General features: G+C 34.4%; 13 protein-coding genes. 1 reads left to right on the top strand and 12 read right to left on the bottom strand.

Translation table 11 applies throughout. The features are described from left to right. Nucleotides 1-4 precede the first annotated feature (4 nt). Nucleotides 5-1,468, top strand: coding sequence for a glutamate synthase subunit beta (locus tag H8K90_RS02610; protein WP_186844378.1), 1,464 nt, complete (start codon nt 5-7; stop codon nt 1,466-1,468). Nucleotides 1,469-1,524: 56 nt separating this feature from the next. Here the strand turns inward: H8K90_RS02610 and argH are convergent, their stop codons facing one another. The 12 genes from argH to H8K90_RS02550 all read right to left on the bottom strand — a co-directional run bounded on the left by argH (nt 1,525) and on the right by H8K90_RS02550 (nt 14,879). Next, complete coding sequence (argH, locus tag H8K90_RS02605; protein ID WP_186844377.1) at nt 1,525-2,799, bottom strand: argininosuccinate lyase; 1,275 nt, start codon at nt 2,797-2,799, stop codon at nt 1,525-1,527. Nucleotides 2,800-2,894: 95 nt separating this feature from the next. Continuing rightward, nucleotides 2,895-3,956 (bottom strand): M20 family metallo-hydrolase, encoded by a 1,062-nt coding sequence (locus tag H8K90_RS02600; RefSeq protein ID WP_186844376.1) that lies wholly within the window; start codon nt 3,954-3,956, stop codon nt 2,895-2,897. Further along, nucleotides 3,953-4,729 carry an acetylglutamate kinase gene (gene argB, locus H8K90_RS02595; RefSeq protein ID WP_186844375.1) on the bottom strand — a complete coding sequence of 259 codons (777 nt, stop codon included), beginning with the start codon at nt 4,727-4,729 and terminating at the stop codon, nt 3,953-3,955. Before argB ends, H8K90_RS02600 begins: the two co-directional genes overlap by 4 nt. A 74-nt stretch (nt 4,730-4,803) precedes the next feature. After that, nucleotides 4,804-5,739, bottom strand: a complete 936-nt coding sequence (locus H8K90_RS02590; RefSeq protein WP_186844374.1) for an N-acetylornithine carbamoyltransferase — start codon at nt 5,737-5,739, stop codon at nt 4,804-4,806. 1 nt (nt 5,740) lies between these two features. Continuing rightward, the gene (locus H8K90_RS02585; protein ID WP_186844373.1) at nt 5,741-6,868 is read right to left on the bottom strand and encodes an aspartate aminotransferase family protein; all 1,128 of its coding nucleotides are present in this window, start codon (nt 6,866-6,868) and stop codon (nt 5,741-5,743) included. Further along, a complete protein-coding gene (gene proC / locus H8K90_RS02580) occupies nt 6,865-7,665 on the bottom strand; it encodes a pyrroline-5-carboxylate reductase (protein ID WP_186844372.1) in 801 nt (266 codons plus the stop codon). The genes H8K90_RS02585 and proC overlap by 4 nt, the downstream gene beginning before the upstream one ends. 116 nt (nt 7,666-7,781) lie before the next feature. Next, entirely contained in the window at nt 7,782-8,765 is a 984-nt protein-coding gene (gene argC, locus H8K90_RS02575; RefSeq protein ID WP_186844371.1) for an N-acetyl-gamma-glutamyl-phosphate reductase, read from the bottom strand. 50 nt (nt 8,766-8,815) lie between these two features. Continuing rightward, entirely contained in the window at nt 8,816-9,997 is a 1,182-nt protein-coding gene (locus H8K90_RS02570; RefSeq protein WP_186844370.1) for an argininosuccinate synthase, read from the bottom strand. Continuing rightward, entirely contained in the window at nt 9,990-10,619 is a 630-nt protein-coding gene (locus H8K90_RS02565) for a GNAT family N-acetyltransferase (protein ID WP_186844369.1), read from the bottom strand. The genes H8K90_RS02570 and H8K90_RS02565 overlap by 8 nt, the downstream gene beginning before the upstream one ends. A 427-nt stretch (nt 10,620-11,046) precedes the next feature. After that, nucleotides 11,047-12,639, bottom strand: a complete 1,593-nt coding sequence (locus tag H8K90_RS02560) for an NADP-dependent glyceraldehyde-3-phosphate dehydrogenase (RefSeq protein ID WP_186844368.1) — start codon at nt 12,637-12,639, stop codon at nt 11,047-11,049. 11 nt (nt 12,640-12,650) lie between these two features. After that, the gene (gene thrC, locus H8K90_RS02555; RefSeq protein ID WP_186844367.1) at nt 12,651-13,949 is read right to left on the bottom strand and encodes a threonine synthase; all 1,299 of its coding nucleotides are present in this window, start codon (nt 13,947-13,949) and stop codon (nt 12,651-12,653) included. A 9-nt stretch (nt 13,950-13,958) separates the two neighbouring features. Further along, a complete protein-coding gene (locus tag H8K90_RS02550) occupies nt 13,959-14,879 on the bottom strand; it encodes a homoserine kinase (protein WP_186844366.1) in 921 nt (306 codons plus the stop codon).

Below are 14,879 nucleotides of genomic sequence, written 5' to 3'. Positions count from 1 at the left end.
GACAATGGGAAAAGTAACAGGTTTTAAAGAATTCGAAAGAAAAGATGAATCATATAAGCCAGTAAAGGAACGTGTAAAACATTATAATGAATTTACAGTGCCTTTAAAGGAAAAAGATTTAACCGAACAAGGGTCGCGTTGTATGGATTGTGGAATTCCGTTTTGTCATAGTGGTTGTCCGCTTGGAAATCTAATTCCAGATTTTAACCATATGGTGCACCAAGGCGAATGGCAAAAGGCGTCTTGGATTTTACACTCTACAAACAATTTTCCGGAGTTTACAGGACGTTTGTGTCCTGCTCCATGTGAACAAGCATGTGTATTAGGTATTATTGAAGATCCAGTTTCTATAGAAAATATTGAAAAAAATATTGTTGAACGAGCATTTAAAGAAGGATGGATAAAACCACAACCACCAAAAGTAAGAACAGGAAAAACTATTGCTATCGTTGGTTCTGGTCCTGCTGGATTGGCAGCTGCACAACAATTAAATAGAGCTGGTCATACAGTTACTGTTTTTGAACGTGACGATGCTATTGGAGGTCTATTGCGTTATGGTATTCCAAATTTTAAAATGGAAAAAGGCATCATAGATCGTCGTTTAGCAATTCTAGAAGCTGAAGGAATTACGTTTAAAACCAATGTAAATGTTGGTGTGAATTATGATGTTGAGGAACTGAAACAGTTTGATGCTGTTGTGCTTTGCGGTGGAGCAACTGAACGAAGAAGTTTGCCAACACCTGGTATTGATGCAGATGGAGTAGTGCAAGCTATGGACTTTTTAACACAACAAACTAAGGTTGTTTTCGGACAAAAAATAAAAGATCAAGTATTAGCAACTGGTAAAAACGTGATTGTTATTGGAGGTGGAGATACAGGAAGTGATTGTATTGGAACATCTAATCGTCAAGGTGCAAAATCAGTAGTGAATTTTGAAATTATGCCAAAGCCGCCAGGACATCGTTCTCCTACAACACCTTGGCCTTATTGGCCTTTGCAGTTAAAAACATCTACATCTCATAAAGAGGGTGTAGAGCGTAACTGGTTGATAAATACAAAAGAGTTTGTAACTAATGCTAAAGGAAAATTAACAGCCTTAAAAACGGTGAATGTAGAATGGGAAATGGTGCCAGGAGAACGTCCTAAGTTAATTGAAATCGCAGGTACGGAGAAAACTTGGAAATGCGATTTGGCATTACTGGCTCTTGGTTTTACTGGTCCAGAAAGTACGCTAGCCGATAAACTAGGTTTAGACAGAGATGTACGTTCTAACTACAAAGCAGCTTACGGTAAGTACCAAACTAATATTCCAAATATTTTTACAGCAGGAGATATGCGAAGAGGACAATCTTTAATCGTTTGGGCAATCTCAGAGGGAAGAGAAGCAGCAAGACAAGTTGATATTTACTTAATGGGAAAATCAGATTTGGCTACCAAGAATGAGGAAGGCGATTTAGTCGGAATTTAAAAACACATTCATATTTAATTATAAAAAGCATCTATTTTTAGATGCTTTTTTTCTTTTTAATTTGGAAACTTCTTTCGAATATCATCCAAACACAAATTATGAATACTTCCAATATGTGAATGTTCTTTTCCTAAATCGGGTTGATATGTTCCAGCTTGTACTTGGCTTCCAATTTTTTGATAAGCTTCTCTAAAACTCATACCTTCAACCACTAAATTATTGATGCTATCTACTGTAAATAAGTATTGATATTTTTCATCGTTGAGGTCAATATCCTTTACTATGATTTGCTGAATGGAATACGTAAAGATGTCTAAAATATCTTTTACATCTTCAAACGCATTGATGATGTTTTCTTTCAACAATTGAAAATCTCTATGGTAACCACTTGGTAAATTGTTGGTGATGAGTAGCATTTCAGAATGTAAAGCCTGAATTTTATTACACTTGCCTCGAATTAATTCAAACACATCAGGATTCTTTTTGTGTGGCATAATACTGCTTCCTGTAGTTAACTCATCTGGAAACGTAATAAACCCAAAATTCTGACTCATATACAAGCAAATATCCATAGCAAAACGAGCCATAGTATTGCATAGTCCACCTAAGGCACTAGCAATAGCACGCTCGCTTTTTCCTCGGCTCAATTGTGCCGCAACCACATTGTATTTTAGTGTAGAAAAACCTAGTTCTTTAGTAGTAATATTTCTATCAATAGGAAATGAACTGCCATAACCTGCAGCAGAACCTAAAACATTTTGGTCTGTAATTTTTGAAACGGCATTTAAAACATAAACATCATCAATTAATAATTCCGCATAGGCAGAAAACCATAATCCAAAAGAGGATGGCATCGCAACTTGTAAATGTGTGTAACCCGGTAAAAGTTTCGTTTTATACGTTTCAGCAAGGCCTAAAAGTGTATCGAAAAACGTCTTCGTTTTGTCATTTATGATTTGTAAGTTTTCTTTATAGTAAAGTTGTAGCGCTACTAAAACTTGGTCGTTTCTAGAACGTGCAGTGTGGATTTTCTTCCCGACTTCGCCTAAAGTTTTTGTGAGCTCATGTTCAATTTTAGAATGTACATCTTCAAACGACTCTTCAATAGTAAAAGTGCCTTCTTCAATAGAGTCTGCTAAAACCTTTAAACCTGATTTTAATTGCTCTAATTCATCAGAAGTTATAATTCCGATACATTCTAACATAATGGCATGCGCTAAAGAGGCTTGCACATCGTATTTTGCAATATGCATATCGATTTCACGGTCGTTACCAACGGTAAATAATTCTATTTTTTTATCTATTGAATAGCCTTTGTCCCAAAGTTTCATCTTTTATTCGTTTTTGTCATTCCTGCGAAGGCAGGAATCTATTTTTAAATTTCAGTTTGTGTGTGGATTCCTGCCTTCGCAGGAATGACAGCAATTTATAATACCTTTTCCAACAACTTAATATACAAATCAACGCCTTCCTCAATCTCAGCTAAATAAATAAACTCATCTGCTGTGTGCGAACGTGTGCTATCTCCTGGTCCTAATTTTAATGATGGACAAGTTAAAACAGATTGATCAGAAAGCGTAGGCGAACCGTAAGTTTCTCGTCCTAATTCAATGCCTGCTTTTACTAAATCGTGATTAATTGGAATTGAAGACGAATTTAATCGCAAACTTCTTGGTGTAATACTTGTACAAGGTGATTTCTTTGTCAAAATATCAGCAATTTCTTTGTTAGAATATTTATCATTCACACGTACATCAATCACTAAATCCACTTCAGCAGGCACAGCATTGTGTTGTTTACCTGCATTGATTTGTGTAACAGTCATTTTTACATCTCCTAAAACTGGTGATTTTCTCTCGAACTTATAATCCTTAAACCATTTTAAAACATCAATAGTATTGTAAATTGAATTGTCATTATTAGGATGAGCAGCATGGCTGGCTGTTCCTTTTACTTTAGCATCAAAAACTACCAAGCCTTTTTCTGCAATTGCCAAATTCATCAAGGTTGGTTCACCAACAATAGCAACATCCACTTTAGGAATGATCCTTAACATACTATTCAGTCCGTTTGGCCCACTGCTTTCTTCTTCCGCAGATGCCACAATGATTAAATTATAGTTGAGGTCTTTTTTGTCGTAAAAATAGGTGAACGTTGCAATTAAAGAGACTAAGCATCCACCTGCATCATTACTACCTAAACCATATAATTTGCCGTCTTCTACAATGGCCTTAAAAGGGTCTTTTGTGTAGCCGTTATTCGGTTTTACAGTATCGTGATGTGAGTTTAATAATAAGGTTGGTTTGCTGTCGTCAAAATATTTGTTGGTAGCCCAAATGTTGTGATTGTTCCTTTTAAAAGGCACATTGTGAGTTGTAAACCAATTTTCAATGAGCAAAGCGGTGTTGTCTTCCTCCGATGAAAAAGACTGCGTTTCTATCAATTGCTTTAACAAAGCAATAGCCTCTTGGGTTAGTTTTTGAATCATTGTGTTATGGTTGTGTGTTTGTTTGTTGTATTGAAAAGCATGTCTGATTTTCCGATACAAACTTTTTGAACATTTTGATTTATAGCATGAAAGCAATTATCTAACTTAGGTAGCATGCCTTCGAATATGATATTGTTTTGTTTTAATGCTTTGTAACTTTCTGTGTTGATGTTTTCTATCACTGAAACCTCATTTTCAACATCTTCAAGTACACCATTTTTCTCGAAACAATAATACAATTCTGTGTTGAAAATTGAAGACAGACCAATAGCTAATTCTGAAGCAATTGTATCTGCATTCGTGTTTAATAATTGTCCGTTTTCATCATGTGTAATTGCACAAAAAACAGGTGTGATGTTATTATTTAATAATACTTCTAAAGCATTTGTATTTACTTTTTTTACATCGCCAACAAAACCGTAATCGATGGTTTTTATAGGTCGTTTTTCTGAAACAATAGTATTTCCGTCTGCACCAGAAAAACCAATAGCATTACAATTATTGGCTTGTAATTGTGCTACAATGTTTTTATTGATTTTACCAGCATAAACCATAGTTATTATGTCTAAAGTGTCTGCATCAGTAATACGTCTGCCTTCGTTCATTTGCACAGGAACGTCCATTCGTTCGGCCAATTTTGTTGCCAATTTTCCACCTCCATGCACCAAAATTTTAGGACCAGAAATGGTTGCAAAATCTTTTATGAATGTAGCCAATGCTTCTTCATTATCGATGATGTTTCCACCTATTTTTATGACTTTTATTGTTTTCATCCCATCCTAACCTTCCCAAAGGGAAGGGAATTTTATAGTTTAAGACCTGCAAGGTTTTAAAAACCTACGAGGTCTTATAATTTTTCTAAAATCTGCTTCAATACTACTAGCGCAGCATATGTTCTATTATTCGCTTGTTGAATGACTACGGATTGTTCGCTATCCAAGACAGCATCTTCAACTACAACGTTTCGTCTTACAGGTAAACAATGCATAAATTTTGCCTTGCCTAACTTAGCTTTTGTCATCATCCAATTTTCATCTTGATTGAGTACTTTCCCATAATCCTTATAACTGCTCCAGTTTTTTACATACACAAAATCAGCATCTTTTAAGGCTTCTTCTTGGTTGTAATTTATTGGTGTGTCTTTAGTAATTGCTTCATTTAATTCGTAACCTTCAGGATGTGTGATGGTGAAATCTACTTCCATTCTTTGCATCATTTCTACAAACGAATTTGCAACCGCTTGAGGCAATGCTTTTGGGTGTGGTGCCCAAGATAGGACCACTTTTGGTTTCACTTTTTCAGTGAGCTCAGTAATAGTAATAGCATCTGCCAACGCTTGCAAAGGATGTGCTGTGGCACTCTCCATATTTATTACAGGAACTGTGGCATATTTTTGAAAGCTATTTAGCACATATTCCGATTCGTCCTTCGCTTTGTCTTGTAACGTAGGAAAGGCTCTCACAGCAATAACATCTGCATATTGTGAAATCACTTGTGCCGCTTCTTTAATGTGTTCAGATTTGTCCATATTCATTATGGTGCCATCTCCAAACTCTAAATTCCAGGCGTCATTGACGTTTAAAATCATGACCTCCATACCTAAGTTTTTTGCTGCTTTTTCGGTGCTTAATCGGGTTCTTAAACTCGAATTAAAAAAGAGCATCACTAAGGTTTTATGCTTTCCTAAATCTTGAAATTCAAAAGGATTCATTTTTAATAAAATGGCATCCTTAATAGTTTCAGAAAGGTTAGAAATGTCTTTTATTTTGGTGTAATTTTTCATTCTAAACAAGTTCTTTTTCTAAAGCTTCAAAAAACACATCAATATGTTTCTTCTGAATGGTTAATGGCGGAAGTATTCTAATTAGATTAGGATTTTTAGCACTTCCAGTAAATATATGATGGTCAAAAATCAGTTTTTTACGAAGTTCTGCAATGGGAAAATCGAACTCTAAACCAAGCATTAATCCTCTTCCTTTAATCGACTTTAGTTTTGGTAATGGCTTCGCTTTTTCTTGAAAATAATCCGAAATACGTTTCGCATTTTCCATGAGTTTTTCTTCCTCTAGAACTTCTAAAACTGAGAGCGTTGCAGCACAAGCCAAATGATTGCCGCCAAAAGTGGTCCCTAATAACCCAAATGACGCTTTAATGGATGGGTGAATTAAAATACCACCAACGGGAAAGCCATTTCCCATGCCTTTGGCAATTGAGATAATATCTGGAGTAATATTATGCTTTTGGAAAGCAAAAAAGTCACCAGTTCTACCAAAACCCGATTGCACTTCGTCCGCAATTAAGTCGGTATTGTATTGTTTACAGAGCTTATCTAGTCCTTGATAGAATTCCGTTGTACTTTGGTCTAAACCTCCAACTCCTTGAATAAATTCTACAATTACAGCACAAGTTTCATTCTGTTTTAAAATGTTTTCAACGGCATCTAAATCTCCTAATTCTACAAAATCAACCAGTTGTTGTGCGTTTATTGGTGCCACAATCTTCGGATTGTCGGTTGCTGCAACTGCTGCAGATGTTCTACCATGAAACGAATTTTTAAAGGCTAAAACTTTCTTTTTGCCATTGTGGAATGACGCTAATTTTAAAGCATTCTCGTTAGCTTCTGCACCAGAATTACATAAAAATAATTGGTAGTCTTTACAGCCAGATAAAGCTTCAAGTTTATCAGCCAATTCGACTTGCATCGGATTTTGAATGGCATTACTATAAAATCCTAGTTTACTAACCTGATTAGAAATTGCAGAAACATATTTTGGATGCGAATGTCCTATAGAAATGACTGCGTGTCCACCATATAAATCTAAATATTCCACATCTTTATTATCGTAAACGTAGATGTCTTTGGCACTTACTGGTGTAATATCGAAAAGTGGGTAAACATTAAATAAACTCATATTTGCTCTTCTTTAATGTTATTGATTTTATTAAACGAAGCGACCATACCTTGGATTAATGACGAGCTCAATCCTTTGTGTTCCATTTCGTTTAATCCTTGAATTGTACAACCTTTTGGTGTAGTTACTCTATCAATTTCTTCCTCAGGATGATTACCATTTGTAATTAATAGACTAGCAGCTCCTTCACTAGTGTACATCGCTAATTCTTGAGCTTCCTTAGCATCAAAACCTAACTGAATTGCAGCCTGTGTTGTCGCTCTGATTAATCGCATCCAAAAGGCAATACCACTTGCGCATACTACAGTAGCAGCTTGCATTTGTGATTCTGGTATCGCCAACGTATGTCCTAATCTATTGAAAATGGCTTCAGCAATTTTAATGCGTTTTTCACCTTTTGTATTACTACACATACATGTCATAGATTTACCAACTGCGATTGCTGTGTTAGGCATTGCTCTAATGATAAATTGATTAGACCCAACGATTTTCTCAATTTTAGGAATTAAAAAGCCAGTTATTGTACTAATTAGTACATGATTTTCTGTTAGTAATGGCTTTATGTCATTTAAAATTTTCTCAAAATGCCTTGGCTGAATAGCAAAGATTATAATGTCAGAATTTTTAACTGCTTCAGCATTATCTGTTGTTAAATGCACATTTTTATAGCCTTCCAAATCTTGAATATCGTTCAAGTTCCGTTTGGTTAAGTAAAGTGTGGTTATAGCGTTGTTAGTGATGAGTCCTTTTGCGATGGACTTTCCTAAGTTTCCTGTTCCTATAATTGCTATTTTCATATTGTTCTTTATTGTCATTCCTGCCTTTCGTCTTCACTCAAGATGGACTCTGGCAGGAATCTATTTTTTGTTTTAGACCTGCTAGGTTTTTAAAACCTGCAAGGTCATCACGTTTATTAAAAATAATTCGCCTTTAATTGTAAACCTTCCGTTTCTTCAAATCCAAACATTAAATTCATATTATGAATTGCTTGGCCTGATGCACCTTTTAATAAATTATCGATGACACTGGTAACTAATAATTTCCCTTCGTGTTTGTGTAAATGAAGGATACATTTATTAGTATTTACAGCTTGTTTTAAATGAATGTCTTCATCTGAAACAACAGTGAAGGCAGCATCTTTGTAAAACTCATTATATAATGTTTTTGCGTCTTCAAGTGAGCCTTTGTATTTGGTGTAAAGTGTTGCGAAAATCCCTCTTGAAAAATTTCCACGATTTGGCATAAAGTTGATATCAGACTTAAAATTTAATTGCAATTGGTTTACCGTCTGATAAATTTCTCCCAAATGCTGATGTGTAAAAGCTTTGTAATGCGAAAAATTATTATCTCTCCATGTAAAGTGTGTTGTTGCAGATAATGAAGTGCCAGCTCCTGTTGCACCAGTAACAGCATTAATATGAACATCGTTTTGTAAGACTCCAGCATTTGCTAATGGTAGTAAAGCAAGTTGTATTGCTGTAGCAAAACAACCAGGATTTGCAATATACTTAGCTTTTTTAATGGCATCTTTATTGAGTTCTGTTAAACCATAAACGAATTCTTTTCCTTCAAAATTCTTATTAGCAACTAATCTAAAATCGTTACTTAAATCAATGATTTTAGTGTGGTCTGAAAATGTATTTTTTTCTAAAAAAGCAGTTGAATTTCCATGACCTAAACACAGAAATAATACATCCACATCTGGATTAATTTTACTAGTAAATTCTAATTCAGTAGAGCCAATTAAATCTTGATGTACTTTATATATTTTGTTATCTGCATTAGATGTACTGAATACAAAATTGAGGTTGGTTTTGGGATGGCTGAGTAATAATCTAATTAATTCTCCAGCCGTGTATCCTGCTCCTCCAATGATTCCTATTTCTAATTTTTTCATAGTAATGAATTTTGAGACCTGCTAGGTTTTAAAAACCTGCAAGGCCATTCTTAGTTATTTACCTGCTGATAAATTTTATTCTGGTTCCCAACTATTTTAATGAATCCTTTAGCTTCGTCTGCTGTCCAACCTTTATTTTCTTCACCATAGCTACCGAATTTTGCACTCATTAAATCGTGTTTAGAAGAAATACCATCTAAATCGAAATGATAGGGTTTCAAGGTTACAAATACATCACCAGAAACTTTACTTTGGCTACTTTGTAAAAAGGCTTCCATATCTCGCATAACAGGATCTAAATACTGACCTTCATGTAAATGCATACCGTAAAAGCTAGATAAATAATCTTTGTGCTGTAGTTGCCATTTGGTTAACGTATGTTTCTCTAATAAATGGTGTGCTTTGATGATAATTAAAGCTGCTGCAGCTTCAAAACCAACTCTACCTTTTATACCAACGATAGTATCACCAACATGAATATCTCTTCCGATTGCATAAGCTGAAGCGAGTGTGTTTAGCACTTCAATATTTACTTCAGGATTGTTTTTCACACCATTTAATGCTACTAATTCACCTTTAGAAAAGGTAAGCACTACTTTTTCAGGTTCGCTATGTTTTAATTGCGAAGGAAATGCAGATTCTGGCAAAGGCTTATTAGAGGTTAAGGTTTCAGAACCACCAACACTAGTTCCCCAAAGTCCTTTATTAACAGAATACTTGGCTTTTTCCCAAGACATATCAATTCCGTTTTCTTTGAGGTAATCAATTTCTTCTTGTCTGCTTAGACTTCCATCTCTAATTGGTGTTATAATCTTAATGTTTGGTGCTAAGGTTTGAAAAATCATATCAAAACGCACTTGATCGTTTCCAGCTCCAGTACTTCCGTGTGCAATAAATTCGGCATCAATACTTTTTGCGTATTCAATAATCTCGATGGCTTGAATAATTCTTTCAGCACTTACAGATAGAGGATAGGTGTTGTTTTTAAGCACATTTCCGAAAATTAAATACTTAATTACCTTTTTGTAATACGATGCGATAGCATCAATATTTTTGTAGGTAGACACTCCCATTTTATATGCGTTTTCTTCAATGGTTTTTATTTCTTCATCAGAAAAACCACCTGTATTCACACTAACTGCATGAACATCATATCCTGCTTTACTCAAACTTACTGCGCAATAGGATGTGTCTAAACCACCGCTATATGCTATAACTAATTTCTTACTCATCTTTTTTATCTCTTTTAAGAAACATAGATTGCTTCAAATTTTTCAATCTTGTCCATGTCTTTTTATCATATTTGTGTTCGTGTGGTTTTGAAGTTTCAATCTTCGTAGGATCGTATAACATACCAGTACATAAGCACATTTTTTGCTCAGTTCTCGTTAAAACGTCAAAATTTTTGCATGTTTGACAACCCTTCCAAAAAGATTGGTCGTCTGTTAATTCTGAAAATGTAACGGGTTTATAACCGAGTTCGCTATTCATTTTCATAACAGCTAATCCTGTGGTAATACTAAAGACTTTAGCATCTGGAAATTTTGTTCTTGAATGTTCAAAGACCACTTTTTTAATTTTCTTAGCTAGTCCTTGATTTCTAAAGTCTGGATGTACAATTAAACCTGAGTTAGCAACAAACTTACCATGACTCCAAGCTTCAATGTAGCAGAAGCCAGCAAATTTATCACCTTCTAAAGCGATGACAGCATTACCATTTTCCATTTTGGTAATGATATATTCTGGTTGACGTTTAGCAATGCCAGTACCTCTTACTTTTGCAGCTTCGGCAATGGTTTCGCAAATAGTTTCTGCGTAATGACTATGTGATTTATCAGCAATAACAATTTTCATTGTAACTGAGTTTTTAAATTAAAAAATGTGATTTTGTTTTTGAAAGTAGAACCGGACACACCAAAGTTCCTTAAATAATAATGTACCCTTACGGGCGACGATTGCGTACACAGCGTAATGTGTTTCTTGTTGAAACGGGTAGTACTAAATCTAAAGTGGAAAATATGTTATTTGAATTGTTCAATGTAAATAAAATAAAAGATTAACTAAATGGTTTAAAGCGGTTCCATTAGCGACGTCGCCTGCGTGATAACAAACGTGTGGGTCTTTCTATTTTATTTCTTTGACTTAACATAAGTACAAATTTAGAATTATTATTTTATTCAAACTCAAATAGTCATTATTTTTTAAAAGATTTACGAATTTCATAATTCTTATAAATAAAAACTGTAAATATTTCATTTATAAAGGATTTGATACCTCTATCTTAAAGAATATAGTCTGTGCTTACAAAATTAGAAGCTCTAGAATTTAGTAAATCCTTAAGGATAGCATTGTTGTAATCATTGTCTTTTGAGGCTACAAATGTTCTTATTGAAAATGAGCGTAAAGCATCATGTACACTTAATGTTGCTACAGCTGAATCTTTACGACCTGTAAATGGATATACATCTGGTCCACGTTGACATGAGCTATTTAAATTAACACGACATACTAAATTCACTAACGTATCAATTAGTGGTGCGAGCGTTTTTGTATCTTTCCCAAACAAACTCACTTGTTGCCCGTAATTAGATTCTGCCATATCATCTAAAGGTTCTTCAATATCGCTAAATGGAACCACAGGAATTACAGGTCCAAATTGTTCTTCTTGAAACACGCGCATGTCTTTTGTAACAGGATATAAAACCGCTGGAAAAATATAATTATCCGTTGTTTCTCCGCCTTTAGCATTAATCACTTTTGCACCTTTTTCAGTAGCATCGTCTATTAAGTCTTGAATATAAGCTGGTTTATCTGGCTCTGGTAATGGTGTTAATTTTGCTCCATCTTCCCAGGGGTTTCCAAATTTGAGTGTATCTACCTTAGCAGAAAAACGTTTATTGAATTCTTCTACAATAGCTTCATGAACATATAAAACTTTTAGAGCTGTGCAGCGTTGTCCATTAAAGGACGTAGTACCTGCAATACATTCATCTATTGCAAGATCTAAATCTGCATCTGGCAGTACAATGGCAGGATTTTTTGCTTCTAGTCCTAAAACTAAACGTAATCTGTTACTTTTTGGATGTTGATTTTGTAAAGCATTAGCTGATTTACTATTTCCGATTAAAGCTAAAACATCTACTTTACCAGATTGCATAATTGGTGCCGCAACTGTTCTGCCACGACCATAAATAATATTTACAACACCTTTTGGAAAGCTATCTCTAAATGCTTCTAATAATGGCGAAATTAATAACACACCATGTTTTGCAGGTTTAAATATGGCGGTATTTCCCATAATTAAAGCTGGAATTAATAACGCGAAAGTTTCATTTAGAGGATAATTATAAGGTCCTAAGCATAATACAACACCTAATGGTCCTCTTCTAATATGTGCATTAACACCTGAATTTTTTTCAAATTTTGCACTATCTCGATCCATTTGTTTGTAATCTTCAATGGTATCATAGATATACTCAACAGTTCTATCGAATTCTTTTTCTGAATCTGGTAAATTTTTACCAATTTCCCACATTAATAATTTAACAACTTCGGCACGCTTTGTTTTCATTTGTTCAACAAACTTTTCCATGCAAGCAATCCTGTCTACCACTTTCATCGTTGGCCATAAACCTTGACCTTTGTTATAGGCTGATACCGCTGAGTCTAATGCTATTAATGCTTCTTTTTTTCCTAAAGTTGGTATCGAACCAAGAAGTGTTGGTTTGTAATCTTCTGTAGATGAGATTGTAGAAAACACATTCGAAGTTTCTCCTCTCCATGGTATTAATGCACCATCCACCAAATATGTGTCTTGATTAACTAATTTATTAATTTGAAATTGCTCTGGAATATTTGATTGAGAAAGACTCATAATATTTAATTTTAATTAAGTAAATAACTTTTTAGTTGCTCGTAATTAGAGATGTTGATGCTATGTTTTTTATTGTGTAATACGGCTTCTATTTGTGAGGGCATTTTAATCTTAATAGCAATATTTTTAGGCATCACATCTAAAAATTTTATAGGATGTGCTGTTTCTAAAAATATACCATGCGATTTTTTTTCTTTAGCCAAATGTTGTTTTAAAGCTAAATACCCAATTGCTCCATGTGGATCTGCGATATAATTGTTGTTATTATATAATGTGTTTATAGCTTCAGTTGTTTCTGCATCATTGTAACTATATCCAGAAAGGTTGCTTCTGAGTGCTTCTAAATCATTATTATGTAATTCTTCAATACGAACAAAATTACTAGGAGCACCAACATCCATAGCGTTAGAAATAGTCTGTACTGATGGTTTTGTGTTGTAATTACCAGTTTTTAGATATACAGGTACTATATTATTTGCGTTAGTGCCAGCAATAAAATGATGAATTGGTAACCCAAGTTTTTGAGCCATCATACCAGCACAAATATTTCCGTAATTACCACTTGGTACAGAGAATATTAGTTTTTTATTGCTAGATTTTAATGCTTTATAAGCAAAAAAGAAATAGAACATCTGTGGTAGCCAACGTGCAATATTTATTGAGTTTGCAGAGGTTAGTGTGCGCTTACCATTATAGGCTTTATCTAAAAACGCTTGCTTTACCATAGCTTGGCAATCATCAAAGGTGCCATCAACTTCTAAGGCAGTAATGTTTTGACCTAATGTAGTTAATTGCTTTTCTTGAATATCACTTACTTTACCACTTGGATATAAAATGGTAACATCAACACCATCCACTCCCAAAAATCCGCTAGCTACAGCACCTCCAGTATCTCCAGAAGTTGCTACTAAAACCGTTACTTGTTCTTTTTTGTCTTTATCTTTATTGAAATAGCCTAAACATCTTGCCATAAAACGCGCTCCTACATCTTTAAAGGCCATTGTTGGACCATGGTATAGTTCTAATGCAGAAATATTACTTTCGACTTCAACAACAGGAAAGTCAAAACTTAAAACATCTTTTAAGATAGCTTTTAAATCGCTTTCAGGAATTTCGTCACCTACAAATTGTTTAATGGCTTCATAAGCAATCGACACATTATCTAAAGTTTCAATATTTTGAAAAAAATAATCTGGCAGTGCTTTTATATACTTTGGAAAATAAAGCCCTTTATCTGGTGCTAACCCTCTAACTACAGCCTCTTTAAAAGAAACGTCTTGTGCTTTATGATTTAAACTAAAATATTTCAATGTTCTTATTTATATAATTTTAGTGCCTAGTTTACTAATTTTAGACACATAGATATTGTAATCAATTCCCGAATTTTTATACACCATGTCCATAGCTTCCGCTACGTTATTTGCAATTTCTGTACTCTTGCTTAATGCAAAAATTGACGGTCCAGAACCCGAAATGCTTGCACCCAATGCGCCACTTTTTAGAGCTGCATTTTTAATAGTATCAAAATGAGGAATTAAATGTTTTCTTTGAGGTTCGGCTACATGATCTACTAGAGATCTGCTAATTAAATCAAAGTCATTTGTGTGTAATCCACTTATTAAGCCACCAACATTTGCCCATTGCGCAATTGCTGTTTTAATAGGGATTTCTGACTTTATAACCTTACGAGCATCTTCTGTCTTAATTTCAATTTGTGGATGAATTATAGTTGCTGTTAATTCAGAAGGTGATGGAATCTGTATAATATCCAAAGGATCATAATTTCTAACTAAAATGAAACCTCCATATATGGCTGCCGCAACATTGTCTGCAATTGCAGAACCACATGCTGTAACTTCACCTTGCATAGCAAATTTTGTAAGTTCTAAGTTAGAATATTTATTATTTAGCAACTGATTTACTGCAAAGGCAGTTCCAGCAGCACTAGCAGCACTACTACCTAAGCCACTTCCAGGTTTAAAATTTTTAAAAATCTGTATATCTACGCCAAAATCAGCATCACTGTCTTTTAACATATTTAGAGCTACAACTCCTGCTACATTTTTGTTTGCTTCAAAAGGTAATTTAGCACCTTCAATTTTTGAAATTGTAACCGTTTTAGAATTGGTTTTTGAAAAAAACATTTCATCACCCAATCCTTGTAGTGCAAATCCCATAGCGTCATATCCACAAGATACATTAGCTACCGTTGCTGGCGCAAAAATTTTGACTTTATCCAT

It is taken from the genome of Winogradskyella echinorum (genome assembly GCF_014297365.1).
GTDB classification, from domain to species: Bacteria; Bacteroidota; Bacteroidia; order Flavobacteriales; family Flavobacteriaceae; genus Winogradskyella; species Winogradskyella echinorum.
Note: the sequence above shows the minus strand (reverse complement) of the source record. Positions and strands in the feature narration are given on the sequence as shown.

Excerpts from the sequence above, each read along its gene's own strand:
- H8K90_RS02610 (WP_186844378.1), top strand. The coding sequence starts at position 5 with ATGGGAAAAGTAACAGGTTTTAAAGAATTCGAAAGAAAAGATGAATCA.
- argH (WP_186844377.1), bottom strand. The coding sequence starts at position 2,799 with ATGAAACTTTGGGACAAAGGCTATTCAATAGATAAAAAAATAGAATTA.
- H8K90_RS02600 (WP_186844376.1), bottom strand. The coding sequence starts at position 3,956 with ATGATTCAAAAACTAACCCAAGAGGCTATTGCTTTGTTAAAGCAATTG.
- argB (WP_186844375.1), bottom strand. The coding sequence starts at position 4,729 with ATGAAAACAATAAAAGTCATAAAAATAGGTGGAAACATCATCGATAAT.
- H8K90_RS02590 (WP_186844374.1), bottom strand. The coding sequence starts at position 5,739 with ATGAAAAATTACACCAAAATAAAAGACATTTCTAACCTTTCTGAAACT.
- H8K90_RS02585 (WP_186844373.1), bottom strand. The coding sequence starts at position 6,868 with ATGAGTTTATTTAATGTTTACCCACTTTTCGATATTACACCAGTAAGT.
- proC (WP_186844372.1), bottom strand. The coding sequence starts at position 7,665 with ATGAAAATAGCAATTATAGGAACAGGAAACTTAGGAAAGTCCATCGCA.
- argC (WP_186844371.1), bottom strand. The coding sequence starts at position 8,765 with ATGAAAAAATTAGAAATAGGAATCATTGGAGGAGCAGGATACACGGCT.
- H8K90_RS02570 (WP_186844370.1), bottom strand. The coding sequence starts at position 9,997 with ATGAGTAAGAAATTAGTTATAGCATATAGCGGTGGTTTAGACACATCC.
- H8K90_RS02565 (WP_186844369.1), bottom strand. The coding sequence starts at position 10,619 with ATGAAAATTGTTATTGCTGATAAATCACATAGTCATTACGCAGAAACT.
- H8K90_RS02560 (WP_186844368.1), bottom strand. The coding sequence starts at position 12,639 with ATGAGTCTTTCTCAATCAAATATTCCAGAGCAATTTCAAATTAATAAA.
- H8K90_RS02550 (WP_186844366.1), bottom strand. The coding sequence starts at position 14,879 with ATGGATAAAGTCAAAATTTTTGCGCCAGCAACGGTAGCTAATGTATCT.